Below are 16,509 nucleotides of genomic sequence, written 5' to 3' on the forward strand. Positions count from 1 at the left end.
CTTATAGTTTATCGCTTGCGTCTTTACAGTTTAAATCTTCAAAAGCCTGAGTTAAACGTTTAACAAAAGCTTCTTCACCTTTACGTAACCATACGCGTGGATCATAATATTTCTTATTTGGTTTATCTTCTCCATCAGGATTACCGATCTGGCCTTGAAGATAAGCTTCATTAGCCGTGTAATAATCTAAGATACCTTCCCAGAATGCCCATTGCATATCTGTATCGATATTCATTTTGATTGCACCGTAAGAGATCGCCTCTCTGATTTCTTCCTGAGAAGAACCTGATCCACCATGGAATACAAAATTGATCGGCTTTTCAGCAGTCAATCCGAATTTCTCTTTGATGAAGTCCTGAGAGTTTTTAAGAATTACCGGTTGTAATTTTACGTTACCTGGTTTATAAACTCCGTGAACATTACCAAAAGCAGCAGCTACAGTAAATTTATCACTTACTTTACTCAATTCTTCGTAAGCATAAGCTACTTCTGAAGGCTGAGTATATAATTTAGAGCTATCAACATCGCTGTTGTCTACACCATCTTCTTCACCACCTGTTACACCAAGTTCGATTTCAATGGTCATTCCCATCTTTGCCATACGGGCAAGATATTTAGCAGAGATCTCCATATTTTCTTCGATAGGCTCTTCAGATAAATCAAGCATATGAGAAGAGAACAATGGTTTACCGTGCTCTGCGAAGAATTTTTCTCCATGGTCCAACAATCCGTCGATCCATGGCAATAATTTCTTAGCCGCATGATCCGTATGTAAGACGACTGCAACACCATAATGTTCTGCTAATAAATGAACGTGTTTAGCAGCAGATACCGCACCCAATACACAAGCATTTAAGTTATCATTATTCAATGTCTTTCCTGCGTAAAACTGAGCACCGCCATTTGACAGCTGAATCATAACAGGTGAATTAACCGCCTTAGCCGTTTCCATTACCGCATTAATGGTATTGGTACCGGTAACATTAACTGCAGGTAATGCAAACTGATGTTTTTTAGCCTGTTCAAATAGTTCCTGAACGGCATCTCCGTAAATTACGCCTTTATAGCCTTTTAAACTCATTTTTTATAATTTTTTATATGCCGAAGTTATGAAAAATATCACGCTGACCAAATCTAAGGGCAACAAAATCTAAACTTATTTAATAACTTTAACCCGACACATCTTATTATGCTACAGACCTTATTCACTTGCATTGGCTGGCTTGGAGTCATATTCTGCACTTTGGGCTATTTCTTATTAAGCGTCAAGGTCCTCACTGCAGAATCCCGGATTTTTCAATTACTGAACATTATTGGCGGGCTTTGCCTGGTCACCATTGCCTTAGAGAGTAATGACCTGCCAAATGCGGTAGCAAACCTGCTTTGGATGTTTATAGGTCTGTATGCACTTGGCCGTCAGCTAAAAACTCAGCGGAATCCGTCGAAGAAATAGCAGGTGCTATCCCTAAAACCTGATAGGCTTTGTTTTTATAATAATCCAGCCGCTCCCCATAAGCCTGCTTATCACTCTCCAGAGAAAGGTAAAAATAAGCGCCGTCTACCAATACAAAAATTAGATCAGCAGTCCCCTGCGGATCTGAAATCTTCAACATATTTGCTTTATTGCATTGGTCAATGATCGTGGCCAGCGTAAACCGAAGAGAGTCAAGAATCGCTTTATATTTTACCTTAATCTTCTTCTCCCTGAAGGCCAGGGCATAAAAGGTATAGAAAAGTCCGTCATCAAAAAGGAGATTCCATTTTTTGGAGAAAAGCATTTCTATCGTTTTCTGCAGGTCCGCAATCGTCACCCCTTTTTTTTGCTCTACGCTGAAAATCAGCAAATATCGTTCTAAGATGTAATCTATTAATGCATAAGTCAGGTCTTCCTTGGTTTCAAAATAATGAATCACGAGGCTTGGATTGATGTCCATCACCTTCGCAATTTTCGCGATTGAAGTATTTTCGTACCCCTCTTTTTTGGCTACCTTATAAAACACTTTTATAATTTCCCTTTGTCTTTCTTCTTTAAGACTTTTTCTGCCCATACGCTTTAATAGTTCTGATACGGCAAACTAATCAAAAGTAATGTTATCACACAAATTTATTTTAATAGATTGAATGAATGTTCAATTAAATTATTAATTTGATCTTAACATTGAAATAACATGAGCACAAGAACTTAGCGCCGCCTTGAAGGGGATAAATTTCTAACCAAACCAACTTAAGATTAATGTTATTATGAAAAAAAAATTACCATTTTCTCCCGAATGGAGGAACAAGGTGTATCCATTATTTTGGACGATCTGCCTCCTGTTCAGCAGCACCATCAGCTTTGCACAGACCATCACCTTAAAAGGTGTGGTTAAGGATGCAGAGAACAACGGTCCGATTCCCTCGGTCAATGTCAGCGTAAAGGGAAGTACGCTCAGGGCCAGTACTGATGTAAACGGAAATTACGTACTCAACATGGTTCCTTCCGGATCAGTCATCCTCTTTACTTACATTGGATACAAACAGGAAGAAAGAAAACTTAGCGGGCAAACCCAACTCAACATCAGCCTGAGTCCGGATTACGGTAAACTGGATGAAGTCGTTGTAGTCGGTTTCGGAAGCAAAAAAAAGATAAACATTGCAGGAGCCATAGATCAGATCTCAGGCAAAGCACTGGAATCCAGACCTGCAGCCAATGTCGTACAGGCGCTTCAGGGCTTGAGTCCGGGCCTTAACATCACTTATGGCGGTGGCGCACCGGGAACCCTCCCTGTCATTAACATCAGGGGCTATACTTCCATTAACGGAGGATCTCCTTTGGTCGTTATTGATGGAATTCCTGCCACAAGCACCGACGATATGCTCCGCCTAAATCCTTCCGACATCTCCTCATTTACGGTATTGAGGGATGCGGCTTCTGCTGCGATTTATGGGGCCAGAGCAGCTTTCGGAGTAATTCTGATCACAACAAAACAAGGGGCTATTGGTAAACAAACCATCAGCTATAACACTTATGCGTCCTGGGGGAAGCCTACCCTTCTTCCTAAACCGGTAACCGATCCTTATATTTTCTCGAGAGTTTTGGAAACGGCAACAGACAATACGCCATGGGATTATGTAAACTATTCAGATGAGCATTACCGATGGGCAAAAGAAAGGTCTGAAAATCCCTCCATCGCAGATACCAGAATAAACCCCAATGACCCTACAAAATGGGCATACATGGGGAGTAACGACTGGTACGATTACTTCTTTAATAAAGCCAGTTTCTCTCAAAACCATTCCCTTGCCTTTTCAGGTGGGGTTACAATCAACGAGAAACCCTTAAGCTATTACCTTTCTGCGGATTACACCAAAGAAAATGGATTAAATAAGTTAACAGACGATTTCTGGGATAGATACGGCCTGCGTTCCAAGCTTGGTTTCTCTCCTTTAAACTGGCTTAAACTGGACAATAACCTTAATATTTACGAGACAAAAAAGGCATTGCCAAATGCCAGTATCACGGATCTTTATTACTTACGCCCAACTGATGTGGCTAAAAATCCAGACGGAACCTGGGCAAATACCGGAGCAGGTAACCTGGCAGCCCGCTTAACAGATGGAGGTAAGAACATAGAAAATATGATCGGATTCCAGAACATCACCAGCGCAACCGCTACCTTTTTAAATGGCGACCTACAGGTAAATGGAGATGCATCCTTTAAAAGAGAACTGTGGAAATACCATTTCGATTCTAAAAAATATAGCATTGGCTACGGCCCGAATGATGTCAGACTGGAAGGTGGCAATGGCTTTGTGACAGAAAACAATGGTTATTTGTATACCAATGCATTTAACTTATACACCACTTACAAGAAAACCATAGGCGATCATTTTTTCAGCGCCATGGCCGGTTACAATAGTGAAAACTACCGATACTCGACGGTTAACGCCTCAAGACAAGGGCTGATCTCTTCCTCATTGCCTTACCTCAGTCTGACTAGCGGGGAAATGAGGCTCGGGGCAGGATATGAAGCCTATGCGACAACAAGTGCATTTGGCCGCTTAAATTATACCTTTAAAGAACGGTATATCTTAGAAGCAACAGGAAGGTATGATGGATCCTCCCGTTTCCCGATTTCCAGACGCTGGGGATTCTTTCCTTCGGTCTCCGGAGCATGGATTGCAAGTGCAGAAGAGTTCTTTCAACCGCTTGCCAATGTGCTTTCGACCTTTAAACTCCGGACTTCTTATGGTAATCTTGGAAACCAAAACCCCTCTTCCAATCCTTACCTGAGAGATTTCGGATACATCCAGACCTTACCTACAGGCCCCTCACCTTACCTCATCAATGGAACGCAGCAACAGGTGATCACCAGCGCTCCGGCACTCGCCGTTGATCCAAACACCTATACCTGGGAAAAAGTGTCAACCTTGAATATGGGAACGGACATCGGACTGTTTAAAGATAAGATTCTGATTGCATTCGATTATTTCATTCGTGATACCAAAGGAATGCTGACCGGAGCTCAGGAATTACCGGGCGTTCTTGGAACAGCATTACCCAAACAAAATTCGGCGAATTTAAGAACAAAAGGCTGGGAACTATCTGTGACTTACAGAGACCGTTTTGACCTGGGTTCTAAACCGTTTAGTTTCGAAACGAAGTTTACCCTTGCCGATTCCCGTGCTAAAATCACCAAATTCAAAAATGAACAGAAGCTCTTTTCTAATTATCGGGAAGATCAATACATCGGCGAGATCTGGGGATTAGAAAATGATGGCTTATTTCAGAATAAAGAACAAATTGCCGCTTTGGATCAAAACAGCATTGTGCCATGGGGCGCTCTGGACATCGTTCCCGGATGGCCAAGATATAAAGACCTGAATGGGGATCATAAGATAGAAAAAGGACTGAGCAGCAAAGACCCGAAAGACCTCAGAATTATTGGTAACAGCACAGACCGTTACACGGTTGGTGCCAACCTGAATATGGACTGGAATGGTTTCGATTTGGGAATATTTCTTCAGGGCGTACTGAAAAGAGATTTCTACCCGCATCACTACCTGTTCTGGGGACCATACCAGCAGCCTTATGCCAACGTATACCCATGGAACCTGAACTTTTACAGAGGTGCGGCGGATTCTCCGGAGCAAAGGGCAAAACACTCTGCCTCTTATATCGCCGCCGGTCTGGCAGATGCAAATCTTAATTCAGAATATCCGGTATTGCAATCCTGGCTGGCAGATGCCAACACTGGTCAGGGCTTAGACATCCCACAAACAAAATACCTGTTAAATGGTGCCTACCTGAGGATCAAAAACATATCCCTGGGTTATACCTTACCTGCACAAATCACCAAACGTCTCAAACTAGGTCGCCTTCGCGTGTATGTATCCGGAGAAAATCTTTATGAATTCTCTACGATCAAAAAGTATGTAGATCCGGAAGCGGTAAACCAGGGTTCAAGTGCCTGGGCATACCCTTTTCAGAGAAAGTATGCAGTTGGTCTGAATCTGGATTTTTAACCATCAGGTATTCATCAATATAAAAAAATCAGTCATGAAGAAAAATATATATATCCTATTCATCGTCCTTATCAGCACCTTAATGGCCTGCAAAAAAGGAGATCTGGATCGCTTTCCACAAACACAAATTGCACCTGAGCTTTTCTTTAACTCAGAAGAAGACCTGGCCTTGTACGTTAACGGACTGATCTCACAACCAGACCGGAACAGTTATCTCAACGACCAGAGCAGCGACAACGTGGCGACCACCGCTGCGGTCGAAGTAAAAAACATTATGGGGGGCAAAGCCAATGCACAGAACATAACCTCCGGATGGAACTGGGAAAGGTTACGCAACATCAATTACTTTTTAGAGAATTACAATAAAGCCAAAGTAAGCACCGAAATCAAAAATCACTATGCCGGACTAGCCAGATACTACCGCGCAGAATTTTACCTGGACAAGGTGAAACGCTTTTCAGATGTCCCATGGTATTCAAACACTTTAAATCCGGGTGATGATAAGTTACTTAAAGCACAGGATTCCCGCTCCCTGGTGATCGATAGCATTATGGCAGACCTGGATTTCGCTTACAAAAATACAAGGGAAAAAGTATTGAGCGGAACGCCGGGAAAATGGTCTGTAGCGACACTTTATGCCAGAGCTGCGCTTTACGAAGGTACCTACCGTAAATACCATGATGAGCTCAATCTGAAAGGTACGGCCAATGCCTTTCTTCAAACTGCAGCGAGAGTGGCCGGAGAAATCATGACTTCCAATAAATTTTCGATCTATAACACCGGCAAACCTGAACAGGATTATGCTGCTTTATTTGGAAGTCAGGACCTGAGTACAAACCCTGAAATCATCCTGGTTAATGCTTTTGACATGAGCAAAAACAGGAGCCAGAACGTAAATTCTGTAGTTTTTGGTGATTACGAACAGGCACCGGCAAAAGACTTGATTCAAAGTTACCTGATGAAGGATGGCAGCCGCTTCACGGACCTGCCGGACTTTAATAAAATCAGCTTTGTGAAAGAATTTGAAAACCGCGATGCCCGCCTGATGCAAACCATGGCCTATCCCGGATGGATCAGGGTTCCGGATACGAAACCTTACATCCAGAGTTTAAATAAAAACTTCACTGGTTATCATCAATTAAAAGGTTATGTAAACAGCACCGATCAAAGCATTCTGAATGGGGTAGATTTCCCGGTTTACCGCTATGCAGAAGTGCTGCTGACTTATGCGGAAGCTTTGGCGGAGCTCGGCACATTAAACCAGACTCAGCTGGATCAATCGGTCAACCTACTTAGAAAAAGAGCCGGACAGCCCAACCTGAATATGGGAACAGCAAATGCAAACCCGGATCCATTGATGGTACAACAATTTCAAAATGTAAACTCAAACATCGGTGTCATTCTGGAAATTAGAAGAGAGCGTAGAATAGAGTTTGCTTTTGAAAACACCAGATATGATGACATCATGCGATGGAAAGCAGGAAAACTATTGGCCAAAAGTCCGGAAGGCATGTATTTCCAGGGTTTAGGTAAATATGACCTGACGGGAGACGGCGTAGAAGACATCATTTTGATCGACCGTTCAATGACCATTCCTGCAGAAGATAATAAAGAATCCAATTCTTTAGGCGTAAAACTGATGTATTACCGCACTGGGGCAATCGGTACTGATGCCACAGTTTATCTGAAAAACGGAACTGCCGGAGGCCTTATTGTGACGGAATCTGTACCCCGTAACTTTGAAGAACCTAAGTATTATTACCGCCCTGTTCCACAACAACAAGTACTTTTAAATCCTAATCTGAAACAAATATTTGGTTGGTAAACACCTGTTTTTTAACTGCCTCATCATAAAGTATGAGGCAGTTAGAAACAAGGGCTTCTGTTCTAATTTTTTTTTGTTTCTTTGTACTCGCATTTTTCAACAAATAACATGGCTTGGTTTAAGAGAGAAAAAAAAGGTATCAGTACACTGACAGAAGAAAAAAAAGAAGCGCCAGACGGTTTATGGAACAAGTGTCCTAATTGTAAAAAAGCACTCCACAGTGCTGATCTGGTTGAAAATAAATACGTTTGCCAATATTGTGACTTTCATTTAAGGGTAGGATCAAAAGAATATTTTCAGGTATTATTTGATAACGATGAGTTCAAAGAACTTTTCCCGAACCTGACTTCAGGTGATCCTTTGAATTTCACAGACAGTAAACCTTATGTAGAACGATTGGTAGAAAGTCAGGCTAAGACTGGCTTAAAAGACGCCATCAGAGCTGCACACGGTAAAATCGAAGGCCAGGACCTGGTGATTGCCTGTATGGACTTCAATTTCATTGGTGGTTCTATGGGATCAGTAGTAGGTGAAAAAATCGCCCGTTCTATTGATTACTGTATCAAAAACAAAATCCCATTCCTGATGATCTCCAAATCCGGAGGTGCCAGAATGATGGAAGCCGCATTCTCTTTAATGCAAATGGCTAAAACTTCGGCTAAATTAGCCCTGCTAAGCCAGGCTAAAATTCCTTACATCTCTTTACTCACAGATCCGACAACAGGTGGCGTAACGGCTTCGTATGCGATGCTGGGCGATATTAATATTGCTGAGCCTGGTGCCTTAATCGGTTTTGCAGGTCCAAGGGTAATTAAAGAGACGATTAAAAAAGACCTTCCTAAAGGATTTCAAACTGCAGAATTTGTGCAGGAACATGGTTTCCTTGATTTTATTGTTGACCGCAGGGCGATGAAAGCGAAATTAGCTGCCTTCCTTAAAATGCTCAACAACTAATAAAAAATTTTACTCAATAAAAAAGGCGGGAGCAAAACTCCCGCCTTTTTTGTGTTCTTGATTTCCGTTATTTATTCGGATCAGTAGAGAAAGAGTAAGGGAAATCTGTTTCCTTGGTTCCTCTTTGTTTATTCGGTGTTGCAGACATGTTAAAGTCCAGCGTTGCCCCTTTGGTTAGTTCTGAATGGCTCAACCAGTTTTTAGGATAGGCAGTACCATTGTATTTAAGCCCCTGAACATACTTGTTGTCTGCGCTGTTATTGGCGGCATTGATCGTTACCGTTTTGCCATTTTCCAGGTTCAGGGTAACCTTTTTAAATAAAGGCGCACCCAATACATACTGGTCTGTTGCAGGCGTTACCGGATAAAAGCCCATTGCAGAGAAGATGTACCATGCAGAAGTCTGCCCGTTATCTTCATCTCCACAATAACCATCAGGTGTCGCTTTATACATACGGTCCATCGTTTCTCTTACCCAATATTGCGTTTTCCATGGTGCGCCTGCATAATTATACAGATAGATCATGTGCTGGATCGGCTGGTTACCATGTGCATACTGTCCCATATTGGCGATCTGCATTTCGCGGATTTCATGAATGACACTTCCATAATAGCTTTCGTCATATATCGGAGGTAAGCTAAAAACAGAATCAAGTTTGCTGACAAACTTCTCTTTACCGCCCATTAACTTCGATAATCCGTCGATATCCTGAAATACAGACCAGGAATAATGCCAGCTGTTTCCTTCTGTAAATGCATCACCCCATTTAAAAGGATTAAACGGCGACTGGAAAGAACCGTCTTTATTTTTACCCCTCATCAGTCCACTTGAAGGATCGAACAGGTTTTTATAGTTCATACTGCGTTTTGCGTATAAATCAAGTTCTGCTTTTGGCTTTTTCAATGCTTTACCCAATTGATAAATGGTAAAATCATCATAGGCATATTCTAAAGTACGCGCTGCATTCTCATTGATTTTCACATCATAGGGTACATATCCCAATTCATTGTAATACTTCACTCCTGCCCTTCCTACAGCTTCTAAAGGACCTTCATTATTGGCTCCATGTGTCAATGCGTCATACAAAGTATTGATATCGTAACCGCGAAGTCCTTTAATGTAGGCATCAGCCACTACAGAAGCAGAATTGTTTCCTACCATCACATTGGCATATCCAGGGCTCGACCATTCCGGCAACCATCCTCCTTCTTTGTAATCATTGATCAGTCCTTCCTGCATTTCTTTATTGATTGAAGGATATACCAGGTTCAGGAAGGGATATAAGGCCCTGAAAGTATCCCAAAATCCGGTTCCGGCAAACATATAGCCAGGTAAGATCTTTCCATTATAAGGACTCCAGTGTACAATTTTATTGCTGGCATCCAATTCATATAGTTTATTGGGAAAGAACAAAGTCCGGTAAAAGCTCGAATAAAAGGTTCTGGTCTGATCTACGGTTCCACCTTCTACGGCTACCCTGCTCAGTGTTTTATTCCAGATTGCTTTTGCTTTTGCTTTAGTGGCATCGAAAGAATCATTCGCTAATTCTCTCTTTAAATTCAGCTCCGCCTGCTCAAAACTAATGAAAGAGGAAGCCACTTTCATCGTTACCTTTTCCCCTTTTGTGGTTTTAAACCCGATAATCGCACCGGAATGATCGGCTTTGATTTCCAGCTCATCCTTCAGCAATTCTTTTCCTTTCCAGGCATTTGCCGAGCTGAAGTCCTTATCAAAATAAGCCACAAAATAATTCTTGAAGTTTTCCGGAGTTAGCTTATGACTGTGTCTGGTAGTATAACCAATGATTTTTCTTTCTTTAGGGAAGATCTTAATGTAAGATCCCTTATCAAAAGCATCCAGCACGACAAAAGAGCTGTCGGACTTTGGAAAAGTAAATCTGAACTGAGCAGCCCTTTCTGTCGGCGTAATTTCTGTGGTTACATCTGCATCTGCAAGGTAAACACTATAATAATAAGGTTTCGCAACTTCTGCTTTATGAGAATACCAGCTGGCGCGATCGTCCTGCTCAAACTTCTTTTTACCCGTCACCGGCATAATAGAGAATTGTCCGTAGTCGTTCATCCATGGAGATGGCTGATGGGTTTGCTTAAAGCCGCGGATTTTATCGGCATCGTAAGTATAAGCCCAGCCATCACCCATTTTACCGGTCTGAGGAGTCCAGAAATTCATTCCCCATGGTAAAGCAATGGTGGGATAAGTATTTCCGTTAGACATGGAAGGCTTGCTGGCTGTTCCCATTAAAGGATTGATCCATTCTACTGGATCGCTCAGCTTACCCAAGTTTTGCGCAAAAGCCGAAGAGCAGCCTGCAATTAATAATGCGGTTAGGTATCGTTTCATCATTGTGGTCTTGATAAATAAAATTATAATATTTGGTTCAAAATCTTGCTTCTCATATACGAAATCGGCACAAAGCCGGAATCCAACGTTGATATGGAGGAATTCGTCTTTCGTTATTTCTTTTATATTCTCATCTAAAAAACGTTTTAGCTAAGCTCTAAAGTAATAGATTTTTGTGGAATAACTAAATAAAAAGTATAACATTTTGGTTAAAGAGCCCGGGAGATAGTAAAACGTTTTATTTATTGAACTGATCTGAATGAAATTAAACATCAAAAAAGGTAAAAGCCAGGATCATGTTTAGACAGGAATGACGTAAAATAAAGTATTTTATTCCTGAATAAAGTTTACCGCAGGGGCGGCTTCAGGACAGCTAAATACCTGCTTCTACCTATACGCGCTCTAACCAGGCTCTATACACGCTCTATACTCGGTGCCCACCCGCTTGAAAGCGTGTTAAAGACGGGTAAGCAACGTGTAAATATTGAGTATAAAACAAGTGATTTCCGGCCTTGTTTCCAGGCAGGTATAAAGCAGCTAAAAGGAAGATATCATGCGTGTTAAAACCAGCTTAACGAGCCGGTGTCAGATAGACTTTATTTTTGATCTTTTCTGCAAGCGGACTGGCCTCCTGATCGGACAACATCCTGTTGCTCATCAATAGAAAAGGAAAAGATGCTTTCGGATTACCATAAGCAGGCTGCCGGTAAGGAAGAGACAGGATATGATAACCCAATCTTTCATAAAAAGCGATCCTTCTAATGGAAAAAGAATCTTCAGGGTGTTCTACTTCCAGAATAATCGTTCCCGGTAACTGTTCCTTATAGTGATCCAGCACACGGGCACCATAATTTTGTCCGCGAAGGCTGGAATCAACTGCAAAATGTTCAATGAAATAGCAACCATCGATTTCCCACCAGGTGATCAAACCAATGTTTTCATCCGCAGTATGCACCAGATCAAGGTGCATCTCTTTGGCATCAGGAACCAGTTGAAGAAGGGAAGCCCAGTCCCTCCGCTCATGCGGAGGGAAGGCATCCTCATATAATTTTTTGATAAAAGTCAGCGCCGGATCGTTTACCGACGTGATGCGTTGAAACTGCATAGAAAGATTACTTTATGCAGTAACGTTTTGACTTACAATATGTTTTACTTTATCGATCACGATATCCAGTTCTTCCTTAGTATTGTACTTACTGAAAGAGAACCTTACCGAAGGTCGGTTCGGATCGGCATTAATGCCATTCAGTACATGTGAACCGATATTAGAGCCCGAAGAACAGGCGCTACCACCAGAAGCAGAGATGCCATTGATATCCAGGTTAAACAACAGCATATCAGACATGTCCATCGCCGGAAAAGAAACATTCAATACGGTATATAAACTTTTATCCGCATCCGTTTCCCCGTTAAAATTTAGATCTGCAATTTCTGTACTCAACCTGTTTTTAAGGTAATCTTTCAGTTCCTGAATGTGGTGCTGGTGACTTTCCATTTCTGAATAAGCAATTTCCAGGGCCTTCGCCAAGCCAATAATACCATATACATTTTCTGTTCCACCACGCATATTGCGCTCCTGGGCACCACCGTGAATCAGTGGACTGATCTTGATGTTATGGTTTACAAAAAGAAAACCTACCCCTTTTGGTCCATGTAATTTATGTGCTGCACAAACGATGAAATGGGCCTTTAGTTTCCTGACATCATGTACATAATGTCCCATGGTCTGAACTGTATCACAATGATAAATTGCCTCATACTGCTCGCAGATCTCTCCTACACGTTCAATATCTGTTAGCGTTCCCAGTTCATTATTCGCATGCATCAGGGATACAAAACTGCGTTCGTTGTCTTTCAACAACTCTTCCAGATGTGCATAATCTACATTTCCCTTTTCATCAATATTCACAAAGCTCAGCTTGTCGATCACTCCCTGCTTCAACAACATCGTTAAAGTATGCTCTACTGCATGGTGCTCAATTTTCGAAGTGATGGCATGTTTAATATTATAGGCTGCAATGCCACAACGAATCGCGGTATTGTCTGCTTCCGTACCTCCAGAGGTAAAAAAGATCTCTGCAGGAGTCGCATTTAAAAGACCGGCAACTGTTTTTCTTGCTTTTTCCACCAATGTACGTACTTCTCTGCCCTGAGCATGAATTGCAGATGGATTTCCGTAATGATTAGTCATCACGTTCACCATCTCCGCGATCACCTCTGCATCAAGAGGCGTCGTTGCCGCGTTATCCAAATAGATCCTGTTTGTCTGCATTAGTTCAATTTTAAAATTTCTTTAATATCTGATATGATTTTCGAAGCAAGGTTCTCTGCAACAGTTTCGCTGCCGGCCTCACTGTAAATACGAATGATCGGTTCAGTATTTGACCTGCGCAAATGAACCCATTCTTTATCAAATTCAATTTTCAACCCATCAATCGTACTGGTAGGCTGGTTTTTATATTTCTCCTGAACTTTCAGCAACAAAGCATCGATGTCCATTTCAGGAGTCAGGGTAATTTTATTCTTAGAAATGTAATAAGCTGGATAGCTACTTCTCAAAAGAGAAACAGACTTGCCAAACTTCGCGAGATGGGTCAGGAATAATCCAATTCCAACCAGTGCATCGCGGCCGTAATGAGATTCCGGATAGATGATTCCACCATTACCTTCACCGCCAATCACCGCATTGGTTGCTTTCATTTGGTTCACTACATTCACCTCTCCCACTGCAGAAGCATTATACTCCCCTCCTGCTCTTTCCGTCACATCTCTCAATGCTCTGGTCGAAGACAAGTTAGAAACTGTATTTCCAGGGGTATTTTTAATTACATAATCCGCAACTGCAACCAGGGTATATTCTTCGCCAAACATTCCGCCATCTTCACATACAAAGGCCAAACGGTCTACATCCGGGTCAACTACAATTCCTAAATCTGCATTTTTCTCTTTTACGAGTTTAGCAATTTCAGTCAGGTTTTCCGGCAATGGTTCCGGGTTGTGAGGGAAATGACCGTCTGGAGTACAGTACAACTCATAAACGGTTTTCACGCCCAATGCCTTTAATAAAGCCGGTACAAAAATCCCTCCTGTAGAGTTTACACAATCAATGGCAATCTTAAAATTGGCTGCTTTGATCGCTTCTACATCTACCAATGGCAGGGCAAGAACGGCATCTATATGTTTCTGTAAATACGTATCGTTATTGGTCACTTTACCCAGATCATCAACATCAGCAAAGCTGAATTCTGCTTTTTCAGCAATGTCTAAAAGTTCTTTTCCATCCGCATCGCTGATGAATTCCCCTCTTTCATTGAGTAATTTTAAAGCATTCCATTGTTTAGGATTGTGACTTGCCGTTAAGATGATTCCGCCACCTGCTTTTTCAAGCGGAACAGCGATTTCTACAGTTGGCGTAGTCGATAAGCCAAGGTCAATGACCTCAATTCCCAAGCCCTGAAGTGTGCCAATCACGAGGTGGTTCACCATTTCTCCGGAGATCCTGGCGTCACGACCGACAACAATTTTTTTAATGTTCGTTTTATTGATGATCCAGGAGCCGTAAGCTGCCGTAAATTTAACGATATCAATAGGAGTCAAACCATTACCGGCAATTCCACCGATGGTTCCTCTTATTCCAGAGATAGATTTTATTAGTGTCAAGTTATTCGGTTTTTTTTTCAAAAATAGCAAAAAAAGAACAGAATGATTGATTTTTAAGGCCCTCAATCGTAAAATTAACATCATTAAAATTGGCAATGAAGCTCAAATAATCCTCATTGTTGCATTTCAAAATACTATATTTGTCTTTTTCCTAAACATCAAAAATTCTGGCTCTATGCAGCGTAAATGGTTTCAATATTGGTTCAATTCCCCCTATTACCATATTTTATATAGTCAACGTAATGATGCTGAAGCAGAATTCTTAATCGATAACCTTTCAGCTTATTTAAAACCTGCAGCAAATTCCAGGATTCTGGACATTGCCTGTGGCAGGGGTCGTCATTCCATTTACCTGAATAAAAAAGGATATGATGTGACTGGAATAGACCTTTCAGAACAAAGCATAAAATATGCGCAGCAGTTCGAACAAAAACACCTTCATTTCTTTGTTCATGACATGCGCAAACTGGCCTTCATCAATTATTTTGACATCGCCATGAATCTGTTTACCAGCTTTGGATATTTTGATACGGAAAAAGACCATGTGAATGCGTTAAAATCCTTCAGAAAAGGAATAAAGGCTGATGGAACGCTGGTTATCGACTATTTCAACACCCAGAAAATCATTAAAAACCTAACGCAGCAGGAAACAAAAACGGTAGAAGGGATAGAATTCCACCTCCATAAATTTGTGTCGGAAGGAAAGATCATCAAACACATCAACTTTGAACACCGGAACAAAGCCTTTGCTTTTGAAGAGCGCGTACAAGCCTTCCAGCTGGAAGATTTTGAAAGAATGTTGCTGAAGAGCGGCCTGCAGATCACCGAGACTTTCGGAAGCTATGGCCTGGAGCCATTTGACGAAACCAAGTCCGACCGCCTGATCTTAATCTGCAAAAAAGTATGATAGAAAGCCTGCAACAGTTTGATGTCGAATTGTTCCTTAAAATCCACAGAGGGCTCGCAAATCCATTTTTCGATTGGCTGCTTCCTTTAATGAGGAACCGTTACTTCTGGGCGCCCCTATACCTGTTTATCATCATCTTCTGTGTAAAAGAGTATCAGAAAAAAGGATGGTACATCATCGGTATGTTGCTTTTTACGGTAGCCATAGGCGATTTATTCTCCTCCAGGGTCATTAAACCCCTCGTGGCACGCATCAGGCCCTGCAATGACCTCAGCCTGGCAGATGAACTGATCCATCGCGTGCCCTGCGGAAGCGGTTATAGCTTCCCCTCCGCACATGCCACCAACCATTTCGCCATCGCCCTCTTTCTCATTTTTGTCTTTTACGACAAATGGAAACCTATTTTGCCCATTGCCTTGATCTGGGCCTTTATCATTTCTTTTTCACAAATATATGTTGGGGTACATTACCCGATTGATACCATGGCCGGCGCAATACTCGGCAGTTCCATCGGAATCGCAACATCCTTTATCTATAAAAAAATACAACCGCAAGTATAATGGAAGTCTGGAAGCTGTTTATTTTATTCTTTAGCGCCTTCTTAGGAGGTTCTGCCATCTTTCTGGTAAAGAGCGATAAGTCGCAGCTGCTGAAGTTAATCCTATCTTTTAGTGGGGCCTATTTATTTGCCATTACCGTATTACACCTGATCCCTGATGCATACAGCGGTCCGGACCATGCAGAAATCGGCATCTTTATCCTGATTGGTTTTTTATTGCAAATCTTGCTGGAACAGTTCTCCGAAGGCGTAGAACACGGGCATATTCATAAACATGGGGATTCGAAAGCTTTCCCTTATGGCATCATGATCAGTTTATGCCTGCATGCTTTCCTGGAAGGAATGCCTTTGGCAAAAGATCCGCACAACGCCCTGATTTTTGGAATTTCATTACACCATATTCCTGCAGCCTTTGCACTGGCCAGCATCCTGATGCAAAGTAAATTTAACAGAAGCAACGTGCTTTTTTACATCAGCATCTTTGCAATCATGGCCCCGCTTGGTTTTTATGTAAGTTATGGACTGAGCAATGGCAGCATTGGAGGTGTAGAAAACTACTTCAACAAGATCATGGGAATTGTAATCGGAATCTTCCTTCACATCTCCACCACCATCCTGTTTGAATCCAGTGTAGACCATAAGGTCAGTAAGCGGAAGATGATTGCGGTGTTATGCGGTGTAGGAATCGCCCTGATCGGTTATTTCTCGGCAGGCGGACATAGTCATTAAGCGGGGCG

13 protein-coding genes are annotated in these 16,509 nt (G+C 41.9%); 7 read left to right on the forward strand and 6 right to left on the reverse strand.

Annotated features, from left to right (window positions below):
• Nucleotide 1: 1 nt before the first annotated feature.
• Nucleotides 2-1,081 (reverse strand): class II fructose-bisphosphate aldolase, encoded by a 1,080-nt coding sequence (fbaA, locus tag AAFF35_RS22330; RefSeq protein ID WP_069377817.1) that lies wholly within the window; start codon nt 1,079-1,081, stop codon nt 2-4.
• Nucleotides 1,082-1,189: 108 nt separating this feature from the next.
• On the opposite strand from fbaA, the gene AAFF35_RS22335 reads away from it, so the two are divergent.
• On the forward strand, nt 1,190-1,453 hold the full coding sequence (locus AAFF35_RS22335) for a hypothetical protein (RefSeq protein ID WP_342328759.1): 264 nt from the start codon (nt 1,190-1,192) through the stop codon (nt 1,451-1,453).
• On the opposite strand, the gene AAFF35_RS22340 is transcribed toward AAFF35_RS22335, so the two are convergent.
• Nucleotides 1,392-2,048, reverse strand: coding sequence for a TetR family transcriptional regulator (locus AAFF35_RS22340; protein ID WP_342328760.1), 657 nt, complete (start codon nt 2,046-2,048; stop codon nt 1,392-1,394). The genes AAFF35_RS22335 and AAFF35_RS22340 overlap by 62 nt on opposite strands.
• Before the next feature lie 193 nt (nt 2,049-2,241).
• Here AAFF35_RS22340 and AAFF35_RS22345 point away from each other — a divergent pair, with 193 nt between their 5' ends.
• The 3 genes from AAFF35_RS22345 (at nt 2,242) to accD (ending at nt 8,284) form a co-directional block, all read left to right on the forward strand.
• Nucleotides 2,242-5,505 carry a TonB-dependent receptor gene (locus tag AAFF35_RS22345; protein WP_342328761.1) on the forward strand — a complete coding sequence of 1,088 codons (3,264 nt, stop codon included), beginning with the start codon at nt 2,242-2,244 and terminating at the stop codon, nt 5,503-5,505.
• Between the two features lie 34 nt (nt 5,506-5,539).
• A complete protein-coding gene (locus tag AAFF35_RS22350; RefSeq protein WP_342328762.1) occupies nt 5,540-7,330 on the forward strand; it encodes a RagB/SusD family nutrient uptake outer membrane protein in 1,791 nt (596 codons plus the stop codon).
• A 108-nt stretch (nt 7,331-7,438) separates the two neighbouring features.
• Nucleotides 7,439-8,284, forward strand: coding sequence for an acetyl-CoA carboxylase, carboxyltransferase subunit beta (gene accD / locus AAFF35_RS22355; protein ID WP_342328763.1), 846 nt, complete (start codon nt 7,439-7,441; stop codon nt 8,282-8,284).
• A gap of 67 nt (nt 8,285-8,351) precedes the next feature.
• Here the strand turns inward: accD and AAFF35_RS22360 are convergent, their stop codons facing one another.
• The 4 genes from AAFF35_RS22360 to glmM form a co-directional block, all read right to left on the reverse strand.
• Entirely contained in the window at nt 8,352-10,646 is a 2,295-nt protein-coding gene (locus AAFF35_RS22360; protein WP_342333371.1) for a GH92 family glycosyl hydrolase, read from the reverse strand.
• A 571-nt stretch (nt 10,647-11,217) separates the two neighbouring features.
• A complete protein-coding gene (locus tag AAFF35_RS22365; protein ID WP_342328764.1) occupies nt 11,218-11,751 on the reverse strand; it encodes a GNAT family N-acetyltransferase in 534 nt (177 codons plus the stop codon).
• A 12-nt stretch (nt 11,752-11,763) separates the two neighbouring features.
• On the reverse strand, nt 11,764-12,918 hold the full coding sequence (locus tag AAFF35_RS22370; RefSeq protein ID WP_342328765.1) for a cysteine desulfurase family protein: 1,155 nt from the start codon (nt 12,916-12,918) through the stop codon (nt 11,764-11,766).
• The gene (gene glmM, locus AAFF35_RS22375) at nt 12,918-14,306 is read right to left on the reverse strand and encodes a phosphoglucosamine mutase (protein ID WP_342328766.1); all 1,389 of its coding nucleotides are present in this window, start codon (nt 14,304-14,306) and stop codon (nt 12,918-12,920) included. The genes AAFF35_RS22370 and glmM overlap by 1 nt, the downstream gene beginning before the upstream one ends.
• Before the next feature lie 175 nt (nt 14,307-14,481).
• Between glmM and AAFF35_RS22380 the strand changes: the two genes are divergently transcribed.
• From AAFF35_RS22380 to AAFF35_RS22390, 3 genes are read left to right on the forward strand one after another with little or no spacing between them, the layout of a single operon-like run.
• Complete coding sequence (locus AAFF35_RS22380) at nt 14,482-15,213, forward strand: class I SAM-dependent methyltransferase (protein ID WP_342328767.1); 732 nt, start codon at nt 14,482-14,484, stop codon at nt 15,211-15,213.
• Nucleotides 15,210-15,773 carry a phosphatase PAP2 family protein gene (locus AAFF35_RS22385; protein WP_342328768.1) on the forward strand — a complete coding sequence of 188 codons (564 nt, stop codon included), beginning with the start codon at nt 15,210-15,212 and terminating at the stop codon, nt 15,771-15,773. Before AAFF35_RS22380 ends, AAFF35_RS22385 begins: the two co-directional genes overlap by 4 nt.
• A complete protein-coding gene (locus tag AAFF35_RS22390; RefSeq protein WP_342328769.1) occupies nt 15,773-16,501 on the forward strand; it encodes a ZIP family metal transporter in 729 nt (242 codons plus the stop codon). The genes AAFF35_RS22385 and AAFF35_RS22390 overlap by 1 nt, the downstream gene beginning before the upstream one ends.
• Nucleotides 16,502-16,509: the final 8 nt, after the last annotated feature.

The sequence above is a fragment of the Pedobacter sp. FW305-3-2-15-E-R2A2 genome (assembly GCF_038446955.1).
Taxonomy (GTDB): Bacteria; Bacteroidota; Bacteroidia; order Sphingobacteriales; family Sphingobacteriaceae; genus Pedobacter.

Excerpts from the sequence above, each read along its gene's own strand:
- AAFF35_RS22365 (WP_342328764.1), bottom strand. The coding sequence starts at position 11,751 with ATGCAGTTTCAACGCATCACGTCGGTAAACGATCCGGCGCTGACTTTT.
- accD (WP_342328763.1), top strand. The coding sequence starts at position 7,439 with ATGGCTTGGTTTAAGAGAGAAAAAAAAGGTATCAGTACACTGACAGAA.
- AAFF35_RS22360 (WP_342333371.1), bottom strand. The coding sequence starts at position 10,646 with ATGAAACGATACCTAACCGCATTATTAATTGCAGGCTGCTCTTCGGCT.
- AAFF35_RS22350 (WP_342328762.1), top strand. The coding sequence starts at position 5,540 with ATGAAGAAAAATATATATATCCTATTCATCGTCCTTATCAGCACCTTA.
- AAFF35_RS22335 (WP_342328759.1), top strand. The coding sequence starts at position 1,190 with ATGCTACAGACCTTATTCACTTGCATTGGCTGGCTTGGAGTCATATTC.
- AAFF35_RS22370 (WP_342328765.1), bottom strand. The coding sequence starts at position 12,918 with ATGCAGACAAACAGGATCTATTTGGATAACGCGGCAACGACGCCTCTT.
- AAFF35_RS22345 (WP_342328761.1), top strand. The coding sequence starts at position 2,242 with ATGAAAAAAAAATTACCATTTTCTCCCGAATGGAGGAACAAGGTGTAT.
- AAFF35_RS22390 (WP_342328769.1), top strand. The coding sequence starts at position 15,773 with ATGGAAGTCTGGAAGCTGTTTATTTTATTCTTTAGCGCCTTCTTAGGA.
- AAFF35_RS22380 (WP_342328767.1), top strand. The coding sequence starts at position 14,482 with ATGCAGCGTAAATGGTTTCAATATTGGTTCAATTCCCCCTATTACCAT.
- AAFF35_RS22340 (WP_342328760.1), bottom strand. The coding sequence starts at position 2,048 with ATGGGCAGAAAAAGTCTTAAAGAAGAAAGACAAAGGGAAATTATAAAA.
- fbaA (WP_069377817.1), bottom strand. The coding sequence starts at position 1,081 with ATGAGTTTAAAAGGCTATAAAGGCGTAATTTACGGAGATGCCGTTCAG.
- AAFF35_RS22385 (WP_342328768.1), top strand. The coding sequence starts at position 15,210 with ATGATAGAAAGCCTGCAACAGTTTGATGTCGAATTGTTCCTTAAAATC.